The organism is Pseudomonas sp. SLFW, from assembly GCF_009905615.1.
GTDB classification, from domain to species: domain Bacteria; phylum Pseudomonadota; class Gammaproteobacteria; order Pseudomonadales; family Pseudomonadaceae; genus Aquipseudomonas; species Aquipseudomonas bambusae.
This window is the reverse complement of the sequence record NZ_JAAAKW010000006.1, coordinates 213830-237735: the sequence shown is the minus strand read 5'-3', so window position 1 is coordinate 237735 and position 23906 is coordinate 213830. Positions and strand designations below refer to the sequence as shown.

Sequence of the window (23906 nt, the reverse complement as noted above, 5' to 3'; positions counted from 1 at the left end):
GAGGCAAGAGTTAAGGCTGCCCATAATTGCGGGCGCCAAAGAGGGCAGTGCCGATCCGCACCCAGGTCGCGCCTTGTGCAATGGCGGCTTCCAGGTCGTGGCTCATGCCCATTGAAAGAGTGTCCAGCGGCAGGTTCAGTTGGTCTTGCAGGTTGCGCACGGTCGCGAACGCGGCGTTCTGTTCGTCGCTGTTTTCGGTCGGTTCGGGAATTGCCATCAAGCCGCGCAATCTCAGATTGGGCAGGGCGCTGATGGCGTGTGCCAGCGCAGGCAGATCTTCAGGGGTGCAGCCGGATTTGCTCGCCTCGCCACTGACGTTGACCTGAATGCAGAGGTTGAGCGGAGGCAGTTCGGTGGGGCGTTGTTCGGACAGGCGTTGTGCGATTTTCAAGCGATCCACGGAATGTACCCAGTCAAAATGCTCGGCGATGGCGCGAGTCTTGTTTGACTGGATGGGGCCGATGAAATGCCAGATCAAGGGCAGGTCGCTCAATTCGGTCTGTTTGCCGAGAGCTTCTTGCAGGTAATTCTCGCCAAAGTCGCGCAGCCCGGCGTCATACGCTTCGCGCAGATCGCTGGCGGGCTTGGTCTTGCTCACGGCCAGCAGCCGGACGGACGACGGGTCGCGTTGGGCCACCTGAGCGGCGTGACGAATTCGCTCTGCGAGCGTTGAAATGTTCTCTGCTATCGTGGACATTGATTTGCGCCAGCAGGGCTAAAGTCTGCGGCATTCTATGTGATGAGGAGCTGTATGGATATTACCGAGCTGCTTGCCTTCAGTGCCAAGCAAGGCGCGTCGGACTTACACCTCTCGGCTGGCCTGCCGCCGATGATCCGGGTCGATGGCGATGTGCGGCGGATCAACCTGCCAGCGCTGGACCAGAAAGAAGTCCAGGCGCTGATCTACGACATCATGAACGACAAGCAACGCAAGGACTTCGAGGAAGATCTGGAGACGGACTTTTCCTTTGAAGTGCCTGGCGTTGCGCGGTTCAGGGTCAACGCGTTTAACCAGAACCGTGGCGCAGGCGCCGTGTTTCGGACCATTCCGTCGAAGGTCCTGAGCATGGAAGACTTGGGCATGGGGGAAGTGTTTCGGAAGATTACAGACGTACCCCGTGGACTGGTGCTGGTCACCGGGCCGACCGGTTCGGGTAAATCGACGACGCTCGCCGCGATGGTCGATTACCTGAACGCCAACAAGCACCACCACATCCTGACCATCGAAGACCCGATCGAATTCGTTCACGAGTCCAAGAAGAGCCTGATCAACCAACGCGAAGTCCACCGCGACACCCACGGTTTTGCCGAAGCTCTGCGTTCGGCACTGCGGGAAGACCCGGACGTGATTCTGGTGGGTGAGCTGCGGGACCTCGAAACCATTCGACTGGCGCTGACCGCTGCGGAAACCGGGCACTTGGTGTTCGGCACCCTGCACACCACGTCGGCGGCGAAAAGTATCGACCGGATTGTGGACGTGTTTCCGGCTCAGGAAAAATCGATGATTCGCTCGATGCTGTCCGAATCGCTGCACGCCATCGTGTCGCAGGCTTTGCTGAAAAAGGTAGGCGGCGGTCGGGTCGCGGCGCACGAAATCATGATCGGCACGTCGGCGATCCGTAACCTCATCCGCGAGGACAAAGTGGCGCAGATGTACTCGTCGATTCAGACCGGGGGCGCGTTGGGGATGCAGACACTGGACATGTGCCTGAAAGACTTGGTGACCAAAGGGCTGATCACGCGGGAAAGCGCTCGCGAGAAGGCGAAGACGCCGGATAACTTTTGATTCAAAAGCCCTAAACGACTGTGGGAGCGAATTCACTCGCGATTGGCCGGTGCATCCGATAAAACTCTATCGGCTGTACCACCGTCTCGCGAATGAATTCGCTCCCACAGGCATTGCATTCAACAGGCTGTTCCGGCGTCAGACAGAACGTCGCAGATCAGCGTTGAGCGATCCGCACGGTGCCTTTCTTGCTCGGTGGCTGCTTCGGCAGTACACGTTTGGCCACGACGTAGTGGCTATCCCAGTACGGCTTTTTCAGCGTGTCGATCGTCACGGCCTTGCCACGGCGAGGCGCGTGGACGAAGCGGTCATCACCCAGATAAATCGCGACGTGATTCACCTGACGGCTCTTGATGTTGAAAAACAGCAAGTCGCCTGGCTTCAAGTCCTTGCGATCGACCTTTTGCCCGTGTCCTTCGGACATGGCATTGGAGGTGCGCGGCAAATCCACTTCACTCACGTCGTTGAACGCGTATTTCACCAAGCCACTGCAATCGAACCCTTTTGTTGGGCTAGTACCGCCCCAACGATAAGGTGTACCGATGGCCTTGACGGCCCGGTTGACTACATTGCTGCTTTGCTTGGTGCCCATCTGCCCCGTTGTGGCGAGGGCGACGGTGTGCTGCGAAATCTTGTGAGAACCGGCCTGGGCTTTTTTCCCTTTGGTGGTTCGGCTTTTCTTACCAGAGGTTTCGAGCGGCATTGCCGTTTCTTCGAGGGCCTCTTGGGTGACTTTTTTACTCGCTACCGATGTTGGCGAAGGATGACTGTTCGCTGTAAATCCGGTGAAGCTTGGAGGTAGCGGTTGCTCACGATTGGTGGCGTGGGCGGCCAGTGGCATAAATAGACAGATAGTCAGCCATGTCTTCAAAAATGGACGCATTAGGCAGGGCTCATGTGGGTCAGCGCGCAACTTTATAACAGCTTTTTCAAGGATTCTGATCCCACTTGTCGAACAATTTACTGCCCTTGAAGTCAGAATTGACCGCAAAAATGTCACATCGCTGTAGCCTCCCCCTTGCAGAACAAGGGTTTGCAGGGATGGACAGAGGTTCAAGCCATACGTCGGACGGCATCACTAAAGTCACAAAACTTACGCATATTTTTTTCTATTGCCGCAAAAGAGGTACCCAATGAACACCTATTACCCGGACGGCCAGCGGCCAGACACCCACAGCAAAGTCATGGGATACCTGTTGTGGATTTTCGGTTTTACCGGCTCTCACCGGTTCTATTACGGCAAGCCGGTGACCGGGACGATCTGGTTTTTCACGTTGGGGCTGTTGGGGATTGGCTGGTTGATTGACCTGTTCCTGATCCCCTCGATGGACGAACAGGCGGACACGCGTTTTAGCGACGGACCGACCGATTACAGCGTCGCGTGGATTCTGCTGACGTTTCTAGGCGTGTTCGGGCTGCATCGGATGTATCAGGGCAAATGGATCACCGGGATCATTTACCTGCTCACCGGAGGCCTGTTCTTCGTGGGAATTTTGTATGACTTCTGGACGTTGAATGACCAGATTTCGGAGAAAAATGCCCGACGTCGTTGAAACGAACGTCGCGAAACCCTGTAGCAGTCTGGCTTGCCGACGGTAGAGATTTTGAAGGCGCCACCGTCGGCGAGCCTTGTTGCTACGGGGGTTAACTACGCAATATAGCTCATCCGCCCATCCACGAAGGTGTACCTGACGGCGCCCGGCAAGCAGTGGCCGAGGAACGGGCTGTTTTCGCCCTTCGACAGCCATTTTTCGCCTGCCACAGTGGAAGCCGCAGGATCAAACAACACCAGATCTGCCGCCGCACCCGCTGCCAGCTGGCCCGCAGGCAAACGCAGGGCCGCTGCAGGGCCTGCGCTGAGACGCGACAGGAGCGTCGGCAGGTCCAACAGGCCGTCTTCCACCAATGTCATCGCCAGCGGCAGCAGCAGCTCGACGCTGCTGATCCCCGGTTCGGTCGCGCCGAACGGGGCCAGCTTGGCGTCACGTTCATGAGGCTGGTGATGGCTGGAGATCGCTTGAACCACGCCCGATTTGACCGCCTCACGCAGCGCGTCGCGGTCGGCGCGGGTGCGCAGGGGCGGTTGCACGTGATAGAGGCTGGAGAAGTCGATCAGCGCTTCGTCCGTCAGAATCAGCTGATACAACGCCACGTCGGCCGTCACCGGCAAACCACGGGCTTGCGCCTGAGCGATCAATGCCACGCCCCGCGCGCTGGTCAATTGCGTGAAGTGCGCGCGCACGCCGCTTTGTTCGACCAGCAGCAGGTCGCGGGCCAACGCCACGGTTTCAGCGGTTTCCGGAATGCCCGGCAGGCCGAGGAACGCTGCCGTCGGGCCGTCATGAGCCAGACCGCCTGCTGCCAGATCGTGGTCCTGCGAATTGAAAATCACGGTCAGGTCGAAGGTCGCGGCGTATTCCAGCGCGCGGCACAGCGTGCGGTTGCTCTTGAAATTGGTCAGGCCGTTGGTGAACGCCACGCAACCGGCATCGCGCAGGGCGATCAGTTCGGCCAGTTGCTCGCCTTCCAGACCCTTGCTCAGCGCGCCGATGGGGAACACTTTGCTGTGACCGGCCTCGCGGGCGCGGTCCAGAATCAGCTCAGCCACCGCCGAGGTATCGAGGACCGGCTTGGTGCGCGGCGGGCAGCACAGGCTGGTCACGCCACCGGCCGCAGCGGCGCGGGTTTCACTGGCGATACTGCCTTTGCGGCTATAGCCCGGTTCGCGCAGAGACACGTTCAAGTCAACCAGGCCCGGCGCAGCCACAAGGCCTTTGCCGTCGATGGTTTGCGAAGGCGAGAAATCGGCGGGGGCCGCGCCCAGAGCGAGGATTTTGCCTGCCTCAAGGTGAACGTCAATGACTTGATCCAGACCGCTGACAGGGTCGATGACGCGAGCGCCGAGGATGCTGAACTTCACTGGGCGTTCTCCTGCTCGAACTGACGTTGGGCGGTTTGGCCACTCATGGCCATGGACAGAACGGCCATGCGGATCGCGATGCCGTAGGTCACTTGATTGAGGATCACAGAGTGGGCGCCGTCGGCTACCGCCGATTCGATTTCCACGCCCCGATTGATCGGGCCGGGGTGCATGACGATGGCATCAGGCTTGGCGCCGGCCAGACGAGCGGTGGTCAGGCCGAACAGGCGGTAGAACTCCCCTTCGCTTGGCAGCAGGCCGCCGGACATTCTTTCCCGTTGCAGACGCAGCATGATCACCACGTCCACGTCTTTGAGGCCCTCGGTCAGGTCGGTGTAGACCTTTACGCCATACTGCTCGACGCCAATCGGCAGCAGGGTTTTCGGCGCGACCACGCGGATGTCCGGGCAGCCCAGCGCCTTGAGCGCGATCATGTTCGAACGCGCCACGCGGGAGTGCAGGATATCGCCGACGATGGCCACCGAAAGGTTCTTGAAATCACCCTTGTGGCGGCGGATGGTCAGCATGTCGAGCATGCCTTGCGTCGGGTGTGCATGACGCCCGTCGCCGCCGTTGATGATCGCCACCTGCGGGCAAACGTGCTCCGCGATGAAGTGCGCCGCGCCCGAATCGCCGTGGCGCACGACGAACATGTCGGCGGCCATGGCCTCAAGGTTGCGCAGGGTGTCGAACAGCGTCTCGCCCTTGCTGGTGGAGGACGTCGACACGTTCAGGGTGATGACGTCCGCTGACAGCCGCTGTGCCGCCAGTTCGAAGGTGGTGCGGGTGCGCGTCGAGTTCTCGAAGAACACGTTGCACACGGTTTTGCCGCGCAACAGCGGGACTTTCTTCACCGCCCGGGCGCCGACTTCGAGGAACGAATCAGCGGTGTCGAGGATTTCGGTGAGCAGTTCGCGGGGCAAACCGTCGAGCGAAAGGAAATGTTGCAGCTGACCCTGATGGTTCAGTTGCAGCGGGCGCTTGGCGTCGAGAGGCGTCATCGCAAAGGACTCTTAGAGGGCGGCGGAATCGGTGGAAAGGTCTTGCAGCTCCAGCGTGAGCGGCGTCGGGCCGGACAGCTTGACGCGTTCGTCTGGAGACAGATTCAGCGTCGCGCCGGTCACATTCGGACGAATCGGCAGCTCGGCGGCGTCCAGGTCCAGCAGCGACACCAGCGCCACGCTGGCGGGGCGGCCATAGTCGAACAGTTCATTGAGGGCCGCGCGAATGGTGCGGCCGCTCATCAGCACGTCATCGATCAGCACCAGATGCTGGCCTTCGATCTCGAACGGCAGCTCCGACGGCCGCACTTGAGGGTGCAGGCCGTTCTGACTGAAATCGTCGCGATAGAAAGAAACGTCCAGCGTGCCCAGCGGCGACTGGCTGCCCAGGGCTTCTAGAAGGGCTTGCGCGACCCACACGCCGCCGGTACGGATGCCGATGAAGCGGGGTTCGCTGATGCCACGTTTGCTGAGGTGCGCGTTCAGATCGATTGCCATCTGGCTGATCAGGGCGGCGGGGTTGGGCAGGGTCATAGTGGCTCCTTCAAGAACCCGGCCGTGGGGTTGCGGACGGCAGGGCTAAAACTCGGATGTCGTGCAGTGTAAACCGCTCAGGTTTCAAACAGCGCGCCGTTGGCGTCCAGCCAGCCCTGCAGCAGCAATGCAGCCGCGATGGCGTCCACCGGGTTGTCGCGATAGCTGCCACGCTGGCCGCCACGGGCCATGCGCTCGCCTTTGGCTTCGAAGGTCGTCAGGCGCTCGTCGTGGGTGTAAACAGGAAGATTGAAGCGGCCATTGAGCTTGCGTGAGAACTTTTCGGCGCGGGCGCTCATCTCGCTGGGCGTACCGTCCATGTTCAGCGGGAGGCCGACGACGATGGCGTCAGGTTTCCACTCAGTGATCAGGGCCTGCACCTTGTCCCAGTCGGGAACACCGTTTTGAGCTTTCAAAGTACAGAGTTCCCGGGCCTGGCCGGTGATCACCTGGCCGACGGCAACGCCGATTTGGCGGGTGCCGTAGTCGAAGCCCAGAAGCAGACGCAATGCAGCCATCAGGCGTGGCCCGCCTGGCTGGTCAGCAGATTCAGGTTGATGCCGAGTTTGGCGGCGGCGGCGTCGAGGCGGAGTTCGCTGTCGACTTCGAACAGAATGGCCGGGTCGAACGCGCAGTTGAGCCAGGCGTTGGCGGCGAATTCAGCTTCCAGTTGGCCCGCATCCCAGCCCGCGTACCCCAGCGTGATCAAATTTTGATCAGGGCCGTAGCCGTCAGCGATGGAGAACAGCACGTCTTGGGAGGTGGACAGCGAGATGCCGCCCAGGTCGACCGTGGCCTGGAACACCTGGCCGGTGGGGTGCAGGACGAAGCCACGGTCGGTTTGCACCGGGCCGCCGACATGAATGGGGATGTGCTGACAACGGGCGGGCGGCGCCAATTCCGGTCGCAGCTGTTCGAGAATATCGGCCAGCGACAGGCTTTGCGGTCGGTTGATCACCAGACCCATGGCGCCATTGGCGTTGTGCTCGACAATGTAGGTCAAGGTCTGAGCGAAGTTCTCATCGTGCATGTGGGGCATGGCGATCAGAAATTGGTGCTTGAGGTACGACGGAGTGACGTTTTTCATGAGCCCTAGTGTGGCGCCGTAGGGCTGCTGTGACAACTGGCAGAACCGACGCAGCGGGGGATAAATCGCGACGTGGGTCAGGTTTCATGTGTTGAGTCACCGAGGCTGAAGCGATTTCACGGCGAATGACGCGCCTGTAGGAGTGAGCTTGTTCGCGATAGCAGTATGTCTGCACCCAAGATGTTGATTGATCAACAGCAATCGCGAGCAAGCTCACTCCTACAGGTGTTGATGTCTGGACTCAATTACTGGAAAGCTTGTCCCCACGGGCGAATTTCCAGGTGCGGATGATTTCCAGTCGGTCGATGTCCGACAGGTCGCCGGTGAATGGGGCGAAGGGCGCGGCCAGTCGGACGATGCGCTGGGCTGCCTGATCCAGCAGCGGCTGCCCGGACGACTCCAGCACCAGCACTTCATATAAAGAGCCATCGCGGTTGATCGACACCATCATCCGCAGGCTGCCGTAGATCTGCTGGCGCCGGGCTTCTTCGGGGTAGTTGAGGTTGCCGATGCGCTCGATCTTCTTGCGCCAATCCTCTTTGTACCAGGCGCCCTTGTCGCGCATGGTCGAGGCCGCGCTGAGGCGATGAATCTTCGGACGCTTGGCGTACGCCTGCTGCTCGTCGGCCAGTTCGGCTTCAAGGCTGGCGATTTCGCTGTTCAGTTGCGTGCTGTCGAAGGTCGGCGCGGCTTTCTTCGGCTCTTCAGTTTTGACTTCGTCCCGTTTGGCGACGGTCTTTTCTTTCGCGGGTGCCTTGGTGGCGACGGCGGTCTTGGGCGCTTCCTGCTTCACCACCGGCTTGGCGGCAGGCGGTGGAGTCACCTTGTTGATCTGGGTGTCCTGATACGGGGCGATTTCAGTGGTCTTGGGCACCGCTTTCTTGTCGAGGGTGCCGCTGCCTTGCTGGTTTTCCTGGGCGAGGAAGTCTGCGTCCTTCGGCTTGGTGTCGCTCTTGAAGGGGGCGAGGGTAATTTCCAGGGTCTGGCTGATGGTTTCGGGTTTGACGTAGGTGAAGCCCACCCCAAGGATCAGCGCCAAATGCACAAGGGCCGCGATCAGCAGGGTAAAACCCAGGCGATCACGCGGGCGCACGTGGGTGCGGATCAGGGCCATCGGGAGATCACTGTCGACCGCCGCGTTCATCGGCGCTCCGGAATCACATGAACCAGCATTGCGAAAACCAACCTAAGGCGAAATTCAGGCCGCGCATGATAACGCAATGTCAGGGACGTCTTGGGGTTTGATGACGGCGGGCCGATTAGTGGGCAGAGCAATCGACGCATAGCACGTGTAGGAGTGAGCTTGCTCGCGATGTCGTTGGGCCGGCAACACATTCATTGACTGACACACCGCTATCGCGAGCAAGCTCACTCCTACAGTGGAGAGGGTTACTTGGCCTTCAGCTTCTTCTCGATCGCATCCATCAGCAGCCCACCAATATCGGTGCCGTACGCATTGTCAATTTCGCGGATGCAGGTCGGGCTGGTGACGTTGATTTCGGTCAGGTGGTCGCCGATCACGTCCAGACCTACGAACAACAGGCCTTTTTCACGCAAGGTCGGGCCGATTTCGGCGGCGATCCAGCGGTCGCGGTCGCTCAGCGGGCGGGCTTCGCCACGGCCACCGGCGGCCAGGTTGCCACGGGTTTCGCCCGCTGCAGGAATACGCGCCAGGCAGTATGGCACCGGCTCGCCATCGACCATCAGAATGCGCTTGTCGCCGTCCTTGATCGCTGGCAGGTAAGCCTGGGCCATGATCTGGTGCGCGCCGTTGACGGTCAGGGTTTCGAGAATCACCGACAGGTTCGGGTCTTCGGCGCGGTGGCGGAAGATCGAGGTGCCGCCCATGCCGTCCAGCGGCTTGTAGATCACGTCGCCATGTTCGGCGGCGAAGGCCTTCAGAATGTCGGCGCGACGGCTCACCAGCGTGGGTGGCGTGCAGTGCGGGAATTGCGTCGCGAACAGCTTCTCGTTGCAGTCGCGCAGGCTTTGCGGCTTGTTCACGATCAGCGTGCCCGCACGTTCGGCCTGTTCCAGCAGGTAGGTGGTGTAGATGAAGTCCATGTCGAACGGCGGGTCCTTGCGCATCAGGATCACGTCGAGATCGTCGAGGCCGTTGTCGATTTCGGCTTCGAATTCGAACCAGTGCTCCGGGTTCGCGAAGACTTTCAGCGGTTTCATGCGGGCGCGGGCCTGACCGGCTACCTGATACAAATCCTGCTGTTCCATGTAGAACAGCGACCAGCCGCGCGCCTGCGCCGCCAGGAGCATGGCCAGCGAGCTGTCCTTTTTATAGGAGATGCGCTCGATAGGGTCCATGACAATGCCAACGCGAACGCTCATGGGGTATATCCTCTGTCCGGTAATGGCCTGTGTGGGCCTGAAAATACGCGTCAGGGTGGCGCTGCGCTGGCTCGCGGTCAAGGGGCAAGCGTGGCGCATTTGCTTTATGGATTGCGCCTTTAGAGTGTGCTAAAAAGGCTCGGCATCTGACGTCAGGTCAGTTGTCATATACCCCTCTAGATGGGGGTTCAGCGATTCAAACAGCACCAGAAGCCAGGCAGAAGGCAAACCCATCTGAATCGCCTTGGCGATGGTAGAGCAGATATGGAACAGCATTCAGCCCCACTGAAAGTCATGATCATCGACGACTCGCGCACGATTCGTCGGACCGCCGAGACGCTGTTGAAGAACGTCGGTTGTGAGGTGATCACCGCTGTCGATGGCTTCGATGCCTTGGCCAAGATCGCCGATAATCATCCAAGAATCATTTTTGTCGACATCATGATGCCCCGGCTGGACGGGTATCAGACCTGTGCGTTGATCAAGAACAACCGGGCATTCAAGTCTACGCCGGTGATCATGTTGTCCTCCAAGGACGGGCTGTTCGATAAGGCCAAGGGGCGTATCGTCGGGTCCGATCAGTTTTTGACCAAGCCGTTTAGCAAGGAAGAGCTGCTCAGCGCGATCAAGGCTCATGTGCCAGGGTTCGTGGCAGTAGAACAACAACTATCTTGATGCCGTGCCTTCCGTGAGGGGCGGCTGTTTCTATGGGGATGCACCATGGCTCGAATTCTGATCGTCGACGACTCGCCGACCGAAATGTACAAGCTGACCGGGATGCTGGAAAAGCACGGTCATCAGGTGCTCAAGGCTGAAAACGGTGCCGATGGCGTCGCCCTGGCGCGTCAGGAAAAACCCGACGCGGTGCTGATGGACATCGTCATGCCCGGCCTGAACGGCTTCCAGGCCACCCGCCAACTGACTAAAGATGCCGACACCAACATGATCCCGGTGATCATGATCACCACTAAGGATCAGGAAACCGACAAGGTTTGGGGCAAGCGCCAGGGTGCGCGGGATTACCTGACCAAGCCGGTGGACGAAGAAACCCTCATGAAAACCCTGAACGCGGTGTTGGCGGGCTGAAGGCCGGCCAGCGTCCATGGCTCAGTCACAAACTGCCTTTCAACTGCTGCTCGACATCGACCAGCGGTGCCGCTCGTTGGCGGCCGGACTTCCGTTGCAGGAAACCCGGCAGCAAGGCTGGAGCGGCATCGGTTTTCGCATGGGCGAGCATTTGTACGTCGCGCCGATGGGCGAAGTCGACGAAATCCTGCATGAGCCTCGTTATGCCGCGCTGCCGGGCGTAAAGCCCTGGGTTCGGGGCATCGCCAACCTGCGCGGGCGGTTGTTGCCGATCATGGATTTGCACGCTTTCTTCGGCCATGAACTGTCGCCCTTGCGCAAGCAGCGCCGGGTGCTGGTGATCGATCATCAGGACGTGTTCGCCGGTCTGCTGGTGGACGAGGTGTTGGGCATGCAGCACTTCAATGAGCGCAGCCTGATGCCGGAATCCCCTGACGACAGCGACCCCGACATTGCGCCCTACCTCCAAGGCCGTTTCCTGCGCGAGCAGGCCTGGCGGGTGTTCAGCCCCAGAGCGTTGGTGCAATCGCCGGGCTTCTTGAATGTCGCCCTTTAATCCGGTTTGGCCACACAACCGAACGTCAGGCGGAGCCCTGAGCAATGAGTAATACCGGCAAGTCACTGGAAGGCGCATTCAGCCGCTCGCAAATCGTCGTGCTGTTCGTCTGCCTGATCATTTTCATCATGTTGCTGTTCGTCAACTTTGCGTACCTGAGCACGCAATCCAACTACGACAAACAGTACATCGGCCACGCGGGCGAGCTGCGCGTGCTGTCCCAGCGCATCGCCAAGAACGCCACCGAAGCGGCGGCGGGCAAGGCTGCGGCCTTCAAACTGCTGGCCGACGCGCGCAACGATTTCGACACGCGCTGGGAATATCTGAAAAAAGGCGACAAAAACACAGGGCTTCCTGCGGCGCCGATCGAAGTCAGCGATGAGCTGAAAGCGGTACAGAACGACTGGGAAAATCTGCGAAAAAGCACCGATGTCATTCTCTCCCGTGAGCAAACGGTGCTGTCCCTGCATCAGGTGGCTGCGACGTTGGCCGAGACCATCCCGCAATTGCAGATCGAGTCAGAAAAGGTCGTTGATATTCTGCTGCAAACACGCGCCCCAGCCAGCCAGGTCGCGCTCGCTCAGCGTCAGTCACTGCTGGCCGAGCGGATTCTCGGCGCCGTGAACACCGTGCTCTCGGGCGACGAAACCGCGGTTCAGGCCGCTGACGCGTTTGGCCGGGATGCCAGCCAGTTTGGTCGCGTTCTCAACGGCATGCTGGAGGGCAACGCAACGCTGAAAATCACCCAGGTCGAAGACCGCGACGCCCGCGCACGACTGGCCGAAATCGCCGAGCTGTTCCAGTTCGTGTCGGGATCGGTTGACGAAATTCTGGAAACGTCGCCGGAACTGCTCGATGTGCGCGAGTCGGCTGGCAACATTTTTACCCTGTCCCAAACGCTGCTCGACGAAGCGTCGGTGCTGGCGAACAGCTTCGAACACATGGCTGGCGGGCGGAAAGCCAACATCTACGTGGGCTATCTGTTGGGGCTGTTGGCGTTGGGGTCGATCATCTTGATCGGCCTGGTGATGGTGCGGGAAACCAACCGCCAGTTGCGCGAGACCGCCGAGAAAAGCGAGCGCAACCAGACCGCAATCATGCGCTTGCTGGATGAAATCGAAGATTTGGCCGACGGCGACCTGACGGTGGCGGCATCGGTCACCGAGGACTTCACCGGTGCCATCGCTGACTCGATCAATTACTCCATCGACCAATTGCGCGAGCTGGTGGCGACCATCAACCTCACCGCCGAGCAGGTCTTCGGCGCGGTCAAGGACACTCAGACCACCGCGACCCAACTCGCCGCGGCGTCCGAGCATCAGGCGTTGCAGATTGCGGCAGCGTCCAACGCGATCAACGACATGGCGATGTCCATCGATCAGGTCTCGGCCAACGCAGGCGAATCGGTGGCCGTGGCCGAGCGCTCTGTGGAAATTGCCAACAAGGGCAACGAGGTGGTGCACAACACCATCAACGGCATGGACAACATTCGCGAACAGATTCAGGACACGTCCAAGCGCATCAAACGCTTGGGGGAGTCCTCTCAAGAAATTGGCGACATTGTCAGCCTGATCGACGACATTGCCGACCAGACCAACATTCTTGCGCTCAATGCCGCGATTCAGGCGTCCATGGCGGGAGATGCCGGTCGAGGCTTTGCGGTGGTGGCGGACGAGGTTCAGCGTCTGGCCGAGCGTTCATCGTCGGCGACCAAGCAGATTGAAACACTGGTTCGGGCGATTCAGAACGACACCAACGAGGCCGTCATCTCCATGGAGCAGACGACGACTGAGGTGGTGCGGGGCGCACGTTTGGCGCAGGATGCCGGTGTGGCGCTGGAGGAAATCGAAGGGGTCTCCAAAGTGCTGGCGGCGCTCGTCGAAAGCATCACCAACGCCGCGCAGCAGCAGGCCGCGCTGGGCCAGCAGATTTCGGCGACCATGACCGTGATCCAGCAGACCACCACGCAGACCACGTCGGGCACCGCAGCCACTGCGCAGAGCATGGGCAATCTGGCGAAGATGGCCAGCGAGATGCGCCGTTCGGTGTCCGGTTTTACACTGCCGCCCTCGCGGGACTCACATTGATCGTCAGGTCACAGGACTTGGGCAACTGGAGCCACCATGGCTGACCGTCACGACTACGTGGCCCTGGAGTGGGTCAAGGGCGAGATCGCCGACACCCTGAAGCACGCCCGGCAGGCACTCGACATTTTCGTCGCGCGTCCTCATGACCCTGCGGCCATGGACGTCTGCCTGGGCTTCATCCATCAGGTCCACGGCAGCCTGCAAATGATCGAGTTCTATGGCGCCGCGCTGTTCGCCGAAGAGATCGAGCAGCTCGCGGTGGCGCTGCAAAAGGGGCATGTGGGGCAAGAAGCCGAAGCCGTCCAGCTGTTGAACCTGGCGATGAGCCAATTGCCTGTGTACCTGGACCGCGTGTATTCCGCCCGACGCGACTTGCCGCTGGTGGTGCTGCCACTGCTCAACGATCTGCGCAGCGCACGAGGTGAAAGCCTGCTCTCGGAAACCAGCCTCTTTTCGCCGCAACTGCTGTCGACTCCGGCGCTCGACGAACAGGCGCTGGCTGAGCGCGACTTTCCCGAACTTCCCGTCAAATTGCGCAAGTGGCGCCAGAGCCTGCAAACCGCACTGGTCGGCCTGCTGCGCGAACAAGACATGCAGACCCAGCTCGGCTACATGAGCAAGGTCTTCGCCCGCCTCGAAGTGCTGTGTCGGGATGCGCCGCTAGAACCGCTGTGGCGCATCGCGTCCGCGCTGGTCGAGACCATGGCGGGCGGACATTTCACCAACAGCCCGGCCCTGCGCAGCCTGTTCAAGGATGCCGACAAGGAACTCAAGCGGCTGCTGGAGCAGGGCATCGCAGGCATCAATCAGCCCGCTCCGGATGAGCTGCTGAAAAGTCTGCTGTTTTACATCGCCAAATCGGACAGTCAGGCGCAAAGGATGATGGATTTGAAGGATCAATACGGCCTGGCCGAAGCCCTGCCTGAAAGCGCGCTGGTGGATGAAGAGCGCACCCGGCTGGCCGGCCCCGACCGGGACGCCATGCGCTCGGTGATCATCGCCTTGTGCGATGAGCTTGTCGGCACCAAGGAGCGACTGGACGTTTTCGTCCGTGGCGACCGGCAGCACGTGAGCGAACTCAACGCCTTGCTGCCGCCGCTTCGGCAGATCGCCGACACGCTGGCGGTGCTGGGTTTCGGCCAGCCGCGCAAGGTCATCATCGATCAGCTTGCCGTGGTGCAAGGCATGGCCCAGGGCCAACGGGAACCCAATGACCCGACCCTCATGGACGTCGCGGGCGCGTTGCTCTACGTCGAAGCAACGCTGGCAGGCATGGCCGGGACCGTCGATCAGAGCAGCCCCGAAGAAAGCCGCTTGCCCACCACCGATCTGAGCCAGATTCATCAGTTGGTGATCAAGGAGGCCCGCGCCGTGCTGCAGCAGGCCAAGGACGCCATCGACGATTACGTGGATGGCGAACGGGATCGCGAGCGGTTGTCTCCACTGTCTGCGCAGCTGACGCAGGTGCGCGGCGCGCTGGCGATGATTCCACTGGCCCGCGCATCGGGGTTGCTGGCAGCGTGCAATGACTACATCGTCGAGCACCTGTTGAAAGACGGTCAGCGTCCGGCCTGGTCGCAGCTGGACCACTTGGCCGACGTCATCATCGGCATCGAGTATTACCTGGAGCGCATGGCCGAAGACCCGGAAGCGCCGGGCGAGCATGTGCTGGACCTGGCTCAGGAGAGCCTGGCCAAACTCGGTTATTCGCCGGTCGCCGAGGCCGACGTACCGGTCCTCGAAGAGATCGTGCGTCAGGACGAGCTGCACGAGCCAGCTGTGTCTAATGATGGCCAGAGCATCGCCCAAGTCCTGGCCAGCCCGGTGTCCGCCGTCAACCCGCCTGCGCGCCATGTCCCTGCCAGCCTGTTGCCGCCGCCCAAGGACGAGCCGCCGGTGGACGACGAACTGCGCGACGTGTTCCTCGAAGAAACCGATGAAGTCCTTGAAGCGCTGCACGAATACCTGCCGCGCTGGCTGCACGATGCCGAAAACGTCACGGCATTGAGCGAGATGCGTCGCGCGTTTCACACGCTCAAAGGCAGCGGGCGCATGGTCCGGGCGCTCATCATTGGCGAGCTGGCGTGGTCGGTGGAGAACCTGCTCAACCGCGTGTTGGAGCACAGCGTTGAACCCGCGCCTCAAGTCCAGCAGCTGTTGCGCGATGTGCTGATGCTGCTGCCGGATGTCATCCGGGACTTCGCCGAAGACGTGCAGCGTCAGCGCGACGACGTGGACCTGCTCGCCGCCCGTGCCCACGCGCTGGCCCAAGGCGAAAGCGAAGCGCCTGAGGTGACGGCACCTGTCCTGGTTGCAGAACCGGAAGACGAGGGTTTCGACCCGCAATTGCTGGAGATTTTCCGTCAGGAAGCCCAGACCCATCTGGACGTGCTGAATCGCTACCTCAACGCCGCTCAGGGCGAAGAATCTCCGTCGTTCAGCGACGAACTGCTCCGCGCGTTGCACACCCTCAAGGGCAGCGCCTACATGGCGGGCGTGTTGCCGATGGCCGAACTGGCCAGCCCGCTGGATCAGTTGGTGCGCGAGTTCAAGACCAACCTGATCGCCGTCGGCTCGCCTGAAATCGAGCTGCTGCGCTCAGCCGAACCGCTGTTTCATCAAGGGTTGGCGCAGCTGGATGTCGATCCGCTGATGCCCATCGAAGGCGCTGGCGCCTTGATCGCCGCCGCTCACGAACTGCTCGACGACCGAATGGCCGCTGCCTTGAGCGCCGACAACAACGGCCTGCGTATTCGCCGTAATCCGCAACTGATCGCCAGCTTCCTGGCCGAAGGCATGGACATCCTGCTGGACGCCGAAAACCTGCTCAAACGCTGGCGGCAGCATCCGGGTGAGCGTCAGGAGCTCAACGCGCTGCTCGATGAACTGACCATGCTCGGTCACGGCGCGCACATGGCGGATCTGCCGCAGGTCGATGAATTGTGCGAAGCCCTGCTCGACCTGTATGGCGCGGTTGAAGAGAGCAGTCTGGCGGTCAGCGACCGCTTCTTTCATGAAGCCGAAAACGCCCATGAAGCACTGATCAACATGCTCGATCAGGTCGCGGCGGGTCAGCAGGTCCAGCCATGCCCTGAGCGGGTTCGGGCACTGCGCGAGTTGCTGGAAGAAGGTCTCGACCCGTCTGCCATGGGCGTGATCACGAGCGAAGGCGGGCTGGCGACCCGCGTGACGGAACTGAGCGAGGCCACCGGTCATCTGGAGGCTGAGCCGATTGAAGCCAAGTCCGAGCGAGACGACATCGATCAGGAAATCGTCGACATCTTCCTTGAGGAAGCCGTCGACATCCTCGACAGCGCAGGCCATGCACTTCAGCGCTGGCTGGACGACCCCGAAAACCCGATGCCACTGTCTCCGTTGCAACGGGATTTGCACACCCTAAAGGGCGGCGCACGGATGGCCGAAATCGGTCCAGTCGGCGATTTGGGGCACGAGCTTGAATCGCTTTATGAAAGCCTGATCGACCGACGTTGCAGTCACACCCCGGCGCTGGCGGATTTGCTGATCCGCAGCCACGATCATCTGGCCTTGATGCTCGAACAGCTGCAAAACCGCAGCGAACTGGCCTCTCCCCAAGCCTTGATCGAATCAATCCGGTCGTTTCGACAATCCACAGGGCCGGTGCTGGCACCCGACGCCGAGCCAAGAAATGTCGGCTCGATGATCCAGCCGCTGGACGAGCGCGATCCCGAGTTGCTGGAAATCTTCCTCGAAGAAGCCGACGACATCATTGAGAGTTCCAGCGCCGCGCTGGTGCGTTGGCAGGCCGATCCGCAAAACACGCTCGAAGTAGAAAACCTGCTGCGTGACCTGCACACCCTCAAGGGTGGCGCTCGCATGGTGGAAATCGCCCCGATTGGCGACCTCGCCCATGAAATGGAGTCGCTGTACGAAGGCCTCGCCTCCGGTGCGCTCAAGAACAGCGCGCTGCTCAACGGCCTGCTGCAAAGCGGACACGACATGCTCGCTGACATGGTCGATGCCGTGCGCGGTTACGAGCCGTTGCCCAACCCGGCGCTGCTGATCGAGAGCATTGCGCACTATTCCGCTTCGGGCAGCGCTCAGGAAGTCGTCGCCAAACCGGCGGAGATTTCGCCCGTTATAGCACCGTCAGTTGCAGAGCCAGCCCCCGCCGCGCCGGACGCCGAAGCCGAGCGCAGCGGCCCGGAAATGGTCAAGGTGCCTGCCGAGCAGTTGGAGGATTTGGTGAATCTGGCGGGTGAAACGTCGATCTTCCGAGGGCGCATTGAACAGCAGGTCAGCGACGCCCAGATCACGCTTGCCGAGATGGAAACCACCATCGAGCGGATGCGCGACCAATTGCGTCGATTGGACATCGAGACCCAGGGCCGAATTCTCAGCCGCGATCATCAGGCCGCGCGTGAGGGCTACGAGGAATTCGATCCGCTGGAAATGGACCGACATTCGCAATTGCAGCAGTTATCCCGGGCGTTGTTCGAGTCCGCGTCCGACCTGATGGATCTCAAGGAAACCCTGGACACCCGCACTCATGAGGCCGAAACGCTGCTGTCGCAACAGGCGCGGGTGAACACCGAGCTGCAAGAAAACCTGATGCGCACACGCATGGTGCCTTTCGAGCGCATGGTGCCGCGCCTTCGCCGCATCGTGCGGCAGGTCTCGGGCGAGCTGCATAAAAAGGTCAAGTTCGACGTGGTCAACGCCGAAGGCGAAATGGACCGCAACGTGCTGGAACGCATGGTCGCGCCGCTGGAACACATGCTGCGCAACGCCATTGACCACGGCCTGGAAAGCACCGAAAAACGCCTCGCTGCGGGCAAGTCTGAAACCGGCCACATCACCCTGAGCCTCGCCCACGAAGGCGGCGATATCGTCATCGAATTGAGCGACGACGGCGCCGGTGTCGATTTCGAAGCCGTGCGGCGCAAGGCGATCAAGCGCGGCTTGATTGCCCCGGATGCCGAGCTGAGCGAACACGACACCTTGCAGTTCATTCTTCAGGCCGGTTTTTCGACCGCTGAGACCATCACGCAGATCTCCGGGCGTGGCGTCGGGATGGACGTGGTGCATGCTGAAGTGAAAGAGCTGGGCGGCTCTATGGTCATTGACTCGAGGTCGGGGCAGGGCGCACGGTTTCGCATTCGACTGCCCTTCTCGGTGTCGGTGAATCGGGCGTTGATGGTGCAGTGCGGCGACGAGCAATACGCGGTACCGCTGAACAGTGTCGAAGGCATCGTGCGCGTGATGCCCGGTGAGCTGGAAACGTATTACCAGTCAGCGCCCCCGCGTTATCAGTATGGCGAGCGCACGTATGAGCTGCGCTATCTGGGTGAGCTGCTTAACAATGGCCAACCACCGAAATTCTCGGGCCAGACCCAACCGCTGCCGGTGCTCCTGGTGCACGTGCATGACCAGTGGGTGGCCGTGCAGGTGGACGCTTTAATGGGGTCGCGGGAAATTGTCGTGAAAAACCTCGGCCCGCAGTTCGCGGGCGTGCAGGGGATTTCCGGCGCGACCATTCTCGGCGACGGGCGCGTGGTGCTGATCCTCGACCTGTTCGCCCACATCCGCCGCTTGCACGCACAGATGCTGGCGCTGCAGGTGTCGGGGCAGGCGCCGTCCCGTTATGTCGAACCCGAACAGACACGTCCGTTGCTGGTGATGGTGGTCGACGATTCGGTCACCGTGCGCAAGGTCACGGGCCGTTTGCTGGAGCGCAACGGCATGAACGTGTTGACCGCCAAGGACGGGGTGGACGCCATGGCGTTGCTTCAGGAACACACGCCAGACCTGATGCTGCTCGACATCGAAATGCCGCGCATGGACGGCTTCGAAGTCGCCAGCAAAGTGCGCGAAGACGAAGCGTTGAAGCACCTGCCGATCATCATGATCACCTCCCGCTCCGGGCAGAAACACCGGGATCGGGCCATGGCGCTGGGGGTCAACGACTACATGAGCAAGCCGTATCAGGAAGCGGCGCTGCTGGAGAGCATCGCCCACTGGAGCCACGTGCATGTCTGACACCACGACCCAAACCGCACGCCTGACCAGCCTCACCGGCCTGCTCATCCCCTTGAGCGACCGGCACCTGCTGCTGCCCAACGTGGCTGTCGCCGAATTGATCGACTATCAGGACAGCGTCGCCGACCCTGCCGCGCCTCCGTGGTACCTGGGCCCCATCAATTGGCGCCACCGCAGTCTCCCGCTGCTCTGCTTCGAAGCCGCCTGCGGCAACCGCGCCCGCGTCGGCGGCCGAGCGCGCATCGTCGTCCTCAACGCATTGGGCGCAAGGCCTGACCTGAAATTCATCGCCCTGCTGACCCAAGGGATTCCTCGGTCCTGCAAACTGGACAGCCAATTGAGTTACGTCGATGTGCCGCTTGCCGAGCTGGAACTGGCGGCGGTGCAGGTGGGCGAGACGGTCGCGAAAGTGCCGGATCTGGTGGGATTGGAGCAGTGGTTGGTGGATGCGGGGTTGGTGTAGGGAGCCTACTGGCAGGTAGTGGGCAAGACCTCTGTAGCAGTCCGGCTTGCCGGCTGCGACGATTTCCGTGACGCCGCCGTCAAGCCCGACGGCTACAGGGAGCGGTGCGTTCTACTTATCCTCACGCTGGACTATGAGCCGAATAAAACGCATATTCGGCTCAATATATGAGCCATATTTCCCCAATATTCGGCTCACGCACTGTGAGGATTTCTGTGAATCGCTCTCCCGAATGGATCTGGCAACACGCCCGATGGCCCAATTTCAATTGGGACGACGGGCTGTTAGCGCCTCTGTTGCGGGCTTGTAATCAGGCCCAGGGAAGGCTACTGGGCATGCTTTGCGTCTCGGATATATCTGCCAATGCGCAGACTGAGCTCGATGCCATGCTGCAAAACATCCTCACCTCATCGGCCATTGAAGGTGAGCAACTGAATGTAGGCTCTGTGCGCTCTTCTCTGGCCAAGCGCCTCGGGCTCGCCAGCGATGAGCGAGTCACGCCGCGCAGTGAAGGCCTTGCGGAATTGATGCTGGACGCCACCCAGCATCACGACGCACCTCTGACGTTCCCCCGACTGATGCACTGGCATCGTTTGCTCTTTCCCGAAGTCGATTCACTGCTGGCCAAAGGTGTAAGCGTAGGAACGTTACGGGGAAGTGAGCCGATGCAGGTGGTGTCCGGGCGGATTGACCGGCCCATCGTTCATTTCGAGGCGCCGGGGCGAGAGGGGCTGGAAGGGCAGTTGAATGATTTCTTCGACTGGTTCAACGCCAGCCGCACGAACGATGCGCTGGACCCCATGCTGCGTGCAGGAGTCGCGCATTTCTGGTTCGTAACGCTCCACCCCTTCGATGACGGCAATGGCCGCCTGACCCGCGCGATTACCGATCTGGCGCTGGCGCAAGCCGATCATCAGGCCATTCGGTTTTATGCCATGTCCGCAAGCATCCTGAGTACGAGGCAGAGTTACTACCACGTTCTGGAGTCGAGCCAGCGCAGCGGTCTGAATATCACACATTGGCTGACCTGGTTTCTGGAGACTTTACTCAGCGCGCTCGAACAGGCGATGCAACGTATCGACCGCGTGCTGGCGAAGGCGCGTTTCTGGCAAAAGCACCGGGATGCTGGCCTTTCTCCTGAGCAAACCAAAGTCCTCAACCGTTTGCTGAACGGTGACGTGTTGTCCGAAAAAGCCGGTGGGGGATTCGTCGAGGGGATCAGCGCGGCCCAATATCAGGCCGTCGCGAAGGTCAGCAAGGCCACCGCAACTCGCCATCTTTCAGACCTGTTGGAAAAAGGCTGCCTGATGAAACTTCCAGGTGGCGGCCGAAATACCCGTTATCAAATCAACGGGTGACGCACCCATCATTACTCCAACCGTAACGATCCACGTCTCTGCTTGATTGATGCCCCCAACCTACTCGCCCTAATGTGACCCACGACAGCGAACTCGTGGAGTCAGCATGACGACTACAACAAAACTTGACCCGCGCTGGTCGCGTCGTCGCAGCGAAAAGCAGCGGCGGCTCGAACAAGTGCGTTCCCTCGCCGATGGCGTGGTTCTGCCCACCGACAAGATCGTCGCGGCACTGGAGGCGTTGATTGCGCCCGGTGATCGCGTGGTGCTTGAAGGCAACAACCAGAAACAGGCGGATTTCCTTTCACGTTCTTTGGTGAAAGCCGATCCCGGCAAGCTCCATGACCTGCACATGATCATGCCCAGCGTCGGCCGAGCCGAGCACCTGGACCTCTTCGAACGTGGCATCGCCCGCAAGCTCGATTTCTCTTTTGCCGGTACGCAAAGTCTGCGCATCAGCCAGTTGCTGGAAGACGGCCTGCTGGAAATCGGCGCGATTCACACGTACATCGAGCTGTATTCCCGCCTGCTGGTAGACCTGATTCCCAACGTCGTGCTGTCTGCCGGGTTCATGGCTGACCGCGCAGGCAACATCTACACCGGCGCCAGCACCGAAGACACCCCGGCCCTGATCGAGCCTGCCGCGTTCAGCGACGGCATCGTCATCGTGCAGGTGAATCAACTGGTGGACGACGTCAGCGACCTGCCGCGCGTGGACATTCCCGCCTCTTGGGTCGACTTCGTGGTGGTGGCCGACAAGCCTTTCTACATCGAACCGCTGTTCACCCGTGATCCGCGCCATATCAAGCCTGTTCACGTGCTGATGGCGATGATGGCGATTCGCGGCATCTACGAGAAACACAACGTTCAGTCGCTGAACCACGGCATCGGTTTCAACACGGCTGCCATTGAGCTGATCCTGCCGACCTACGGCGAGTCGCTGGGTCTGAAAGGCAAAATCTGCCGCAACTGGACCCTCAATCCCCATCCGACCCTGATCCCGGCCATCGAAAGCGGCTGGGTCGAAAGTGTGCATTGCTTCGGCACCGAACTGGGCATGGAGAATTACATCGCGGCCCGCCCGGACGTGTTCTTCACCGGTCGCGACGGCTCGATGCGTTCCAACCGGATGATGTGCCAGCTGGCAGGCCAGTACGCCGTGGACCTGTTCATCGGTGCCACGCTGCAAGTGGACGGTGATGGGCATTCCTCGACGGTCACGCGGGGTCGGCTTGCGGGTTTCGGAGGGGCGCCCAACATGGGTCACGACCCACGCGGGCGTCGTCACAGCACGCCGGCATGGCTCGACATGCGTCAGCAAAATCCGGAGACCGACGCCTACCTCGAACGCGGCAAAAAGCTCGTGGTGCAGATGGTCGAGACCTTCCAGGAAGGCGGTAAACCGACCTTCGTCGAAACGCTGGACGCCATCGACGTCGCCAAGAAAAGCGGCATGCCGCTGGCCCCGATCATGGTCTACGGCGACGACGTGACCCACTTGCTGACCGAAGAGGGCATCGCCTATCTCTACAAGGCACGCAGCCTCGAAGAGCGTCAGGCAATGATCGCAGCGGTCGCGGGCGTCACCCCGATTGGCCTGCGCCACAACCCCAAAGACACCGCCCGCATGCGCCGCGAAGGCTTGATCGCGTTGCCCGAAGACCTAGGGATTCGGCGCACCGACGCCAGCCGCGAATTGCTGGCCGCCAAAAGCATCGCCGAGCTGGTGGAGTGGTCCGGTGGTTTGTACAACCCGCCTGCGAAATTCAGGAGCTGGTGATGCGTGCACTCAACGTTGCATTCAACGACGCACCGCGTTCGCTGCCTCTGGCCGAGCGTCTGGCAGATCTGGCGGTGGACGCGCTGATCGACGAAGCCGATCTGTCGCCCAAACCGGCGCTGGTCGACCGTCGCAGCAGCGGCGCGCACACGGACCTGCACTTGGGCCTGATGCACGCGTCGGCCTTGTCGCTATGGCCTGCTTTTAAGGAAATGGCGGAAGCGGCCATTGAGATCGGCGAGATTGGCCAGCCTTTGCGTGAAGCGATTGGCCGCATCGGACGTGAAGGCGAAGTCGCGATGATGCGTACCACTGGGGGCGTGAACACCCACCGTGGCGCGATCTGGGCGCTTGGTCTGCTGGTCACGGCCGCTGCACTTGATGCGTCTGATTTGTCGCCTGCGGGGTTGGGACTGCGCGCTGGGTGTCTGGCCTTGATCGAAGACCGTAATCAGCCCGTCAGCAACAGCCACGGCGCTCAGGTCGCGCGCAAATTCGGCGCGATGGGCGCACGCGAACAGGCGCAGATGGGCTTTCCGGCAGTCACGCAAACTGGCTTGCCACAACTCAAACGCAGCCGCTCGACAGGTAATGGCGAGCAGAACGCACGGCTCGACGCCCTGCTGGCGATCATGACCACGCTGTCCGACACGTGCGTGCTGTATCGCGCGGGCGAGCAGGGTTTGCAGGCCATGCAGCACGGCGCGCAAAAGGTGCTGGACGCGGGTGGCAGCGCGACCCTCAGCGGACGTCGCTCCCTGCATGAGCTGGATCAGCAGCTGTTAAGCCTGAATGCATCCCCTGGCGGCGCGGCCGATTTGCTCGCTGCCTGCCTGTTCATCGATTGCTTGGAGCCTGCGCTCGGCAATGAAACGAGGAATGTCTGA

20 protein-coding genes are annotated in these 23906 nt (G+C 61.0%); 11 read left to right on the top strand and 9 right to left on the bottom strand.

Annotation, left to right across the window (positions count from 1 at the left end; translation table 11 throughout):
- Window positions 1-10: 10 nt before the first annotated feature.
- Window positions 11-697, bottom strand: coding sequence for a YggS family pyridoxal phosphate-dependent enzyme (locus GVN17_RS13435; protein WP_166595755.1), 687 nt, complete (start codon window positions 695-697; stop codon window positions 11-13).
- Between the two features lie 54 nt (window positions 698-751).
- On the opposite strand from GVN17_RS13435, the gene GVN17_RS13430 reads away from it, so the two are divergent.
- Entirely contained in the window at window positions 752-1786 is a 1035-nt protein-coding gene (locus GVN17_RS13430; RefSeq protein WP_166595754.1) for a type IV pilus twitching motility protein PilT, read from the top strand.
- Between the two features lie 157 nt (window positions 1787-1943).
- Here GVN17_RS13430 and GVN17_RS13425 read toward each other — a convergent pair whose 3' ends face one another.
- Window positions 1944-2669 (bottom strand): C40 family peptidase, encoded by a 726-nt coding sequence (locus tag GVN17_RS13425; protein WP_166595753.1) that lies wholly within the window; start codon window positions 2667-2669, stop codon window positions 1944-1946.
- 250 nt (window positions 2670-2919) lie between these two features.
- Between GVN17_RS13425 and GVN17_RS13420 the strand changes: the two genes are divergently transcribed.
- The gene (locus tag GVN17_RS13420) at window positions 2920-3339 is read left to right on the top strand and encodes a TM2 domain-containing protein (RefSeq protein ID WP_166595752.1); all 420 of its coding nucleotides are present in this window, start codon (window positions 2920-2922) and stop codon (window positions 3337-3339) included.
- A gap of 95 nt (window positions 3340-3434) precedes the next feature.
- On the opposite strand, the gene GVN17_RS13415 is transcribed toward GVN17_RS13420, so the two are convergent.
- The 7 genes from GVN17_RS13415 to gshB form a co-directional block, all read right to left on the bottom strand.
- Window positions 3435-4706: a dihydroorotase gene (locus GVN17_RS13415; RefSeq protein ID WP_166595751.1), complete on the bottom strand. Its 1272-nt coding sequence runs from the start codon at window positions 4704-4706 to the stop codon at window positions 3435-3437.
- On the bottom strand, window positions 4703-5707 hold the full coding sequence (locus GVN17_RS13410) for an aspartate carbamoyltransferase catalytic subunit (RefSeq protein WP_166595750.1): 1005 nt from the start codon (window positions 5705-5707) through the stop codon (window positions 4703-4705). The genes GVN17_RS13415 and GVN17_RS13410 overlap by 4 nt, the downstream gene beginning before the upstream one ends.
- A 12-nt stretch (window positions 5708-5719) precedes the next feature.
- On the bottom strand, window positions 5720-6241 hold the full coding sequence (gene pyrR, locus GVN17_RS13405; protein WP_166595749.1) for a bifunctional pyr operon transcriptional regulator/uracil phosphoribosyltransferase PyrR: 522 nt from the start codon (window positions 6239-6241) through the stop codon (window positions 5720-5722).
- Between the two features lie 77 nt (window positions 6242-6318).
- On the bottom strand, window positions 6319-6759 hold the full coding sequence (ruvX, locus tag GVN17_RS13400) for a Holliday junction resolvase RuvX (protein WP_166595748.1): 441 nt from the start codon (window positions 6757-6759) through the stop codon (window positions 6319-6321).
- Window positions 6759-7328 (bottom strand): YqgE/AlgH family protein, encoded by a 570-nt coding sequence (locus GVN17_RS13395; protein WP_166595747.1) that lies wholly within the window; start codon window positions 7326-7328, stop codon window positions 6759-6761. Before GVN17_RS13395 ends, ruvX begins: the two co-directional genes overlap by 1 nt.
- 241 nt (window positions 7329-7569) lie before the next feature.
- Entirely contained in the window at window positions 7570-8472 is a 903-nt protein-coding gene (locus GVN17_RS13390) for an energy transducer TonB (RefSeq protein ID WP_166595746.1), read from the bottom strand.
- A gap of 245 nt (window positions 8473-8717) precedes the next feature.
- On the bottom strand, window positions 8718-9671 hold the full coding sequence (gene gshB, locus GVN17_RS13385; RefSeq protein WP_166595745.1) for a glutathione synthase: 954 nt from the start codon (window positions 9669-9671) through the stop codon (window positions 8718-8720).
- Window positions 9672-9935: 264 nt separating this feature from the next.
- On the opposite strand from gshB, the gene pilG reads away from it, so the two are divergent.
- From pilG to GVN17_RS13340, 9 genes are all read left to right on the top strand, one after another.
- Complete coding sequence (gene pilG / locus GVN17_RS13380; RefSeq protein WP_074752373.1) at window positions 9936-10346, top strand: twitching motility response regulator PilG; 411 nt, start codon at window positions 9936-9938, stop codon at window positions 10344-10346.
- Window positions 10347-10391: 45 nt separating this feature from the next.
- Window positions 10392-10757 (top strand): twitching motility response regulator PilH, encoded by a 366-nt coding sequence (gene pilH / locus GVN17_RS13375; RefSeq protein ID WP_093468272.1) that lies wholly within the window; start codon window positions 10392-10394, stop codon window positions 10755-10757.
- 16 nt (window positions 10758-10773) lie between these two features.
- Window positions 10774-11313, top strand: a complete 540-nt coding sequence (locus GVN17_RS13370; RefSeq protein ID WP_166595744.1) for a chemotaxis protein CheW — start codon at window positions 10774-10776, stop codon at window positions 11311-11313.
- 44 nt (window positions 11314-11357) lie between these two features.
- Window positions 11358-13400: a methyl-accepting chemotaxis protein gene (locus GVN17_RS13365; protein ID WP_166595743.1), complete on the top strand. Its 2043-nt coding sequence runs from the start codon at window positions 11358-11360 to the stop codon at window positions 13398-13400.
- A gap of 36 nt (window positions 13401-13436) precedes the next feature.
- Window positions 13437-19418, top strand: a complete 5982-nt coding sequence (locus GVN17_RS13360) for an Hpt domain-containing protein (RefSeq protein WP_166595742.1) — start codon at window positions 13437-13439, stop codon at window positions 19416-19418.
- Window positions 19411-19881: a chemotaxis protein CheW gene (locus tag GVN17_RS13355; RefSeq protein ID WP_166595741.1), complete on the top strand. Its 471-nt coding sequence runs from the start codon at window positions 19411-19413 to the stop codon at window positions 19879-19881. Before GVN17_RS13360 ends, GVN17_RS13355 begins: the two co-directional genes overlap by 8 nt.
- 167 nt (window positions 19882-20048) lie before the next feature.
- Window positions 20049-21239, top strand: a complete 1191-nt coding sequence (locus GVN17_RS13350) for a Fic family protein (protein WP_166595740.1) — start codon at window positions 20049-20051, stop codon at window positions 21237-21239.
- 106 nt (window positions 21240-21345) lie between these two features.
- Window positions 21346-23019, top strand: a complete 1674-nt coding sequence (mdcA, locus tag GVN17_RS13345; RefSeq protein WP_166595739.1) for a malonate decarboxylase subunit alpha — start codon at window positions 21346-21348, stop codon at window positions 23017-23019.
- The gene (locus tag GVN17_RS13340; protein ID WP_166595738.1) at window positions 23019-23906 is read left to right on the top strand and encodes a triphosphoribosyl-dephospho-CoA synthase; all 888 of its coding nucleotides are present in this window, start codon (window positions 23019-23021) and stop codon (window positions 23904-23906) included. Before mdcA ends, GVN17_RS13340 begins: the two co-directional genes overlap by 1 nt.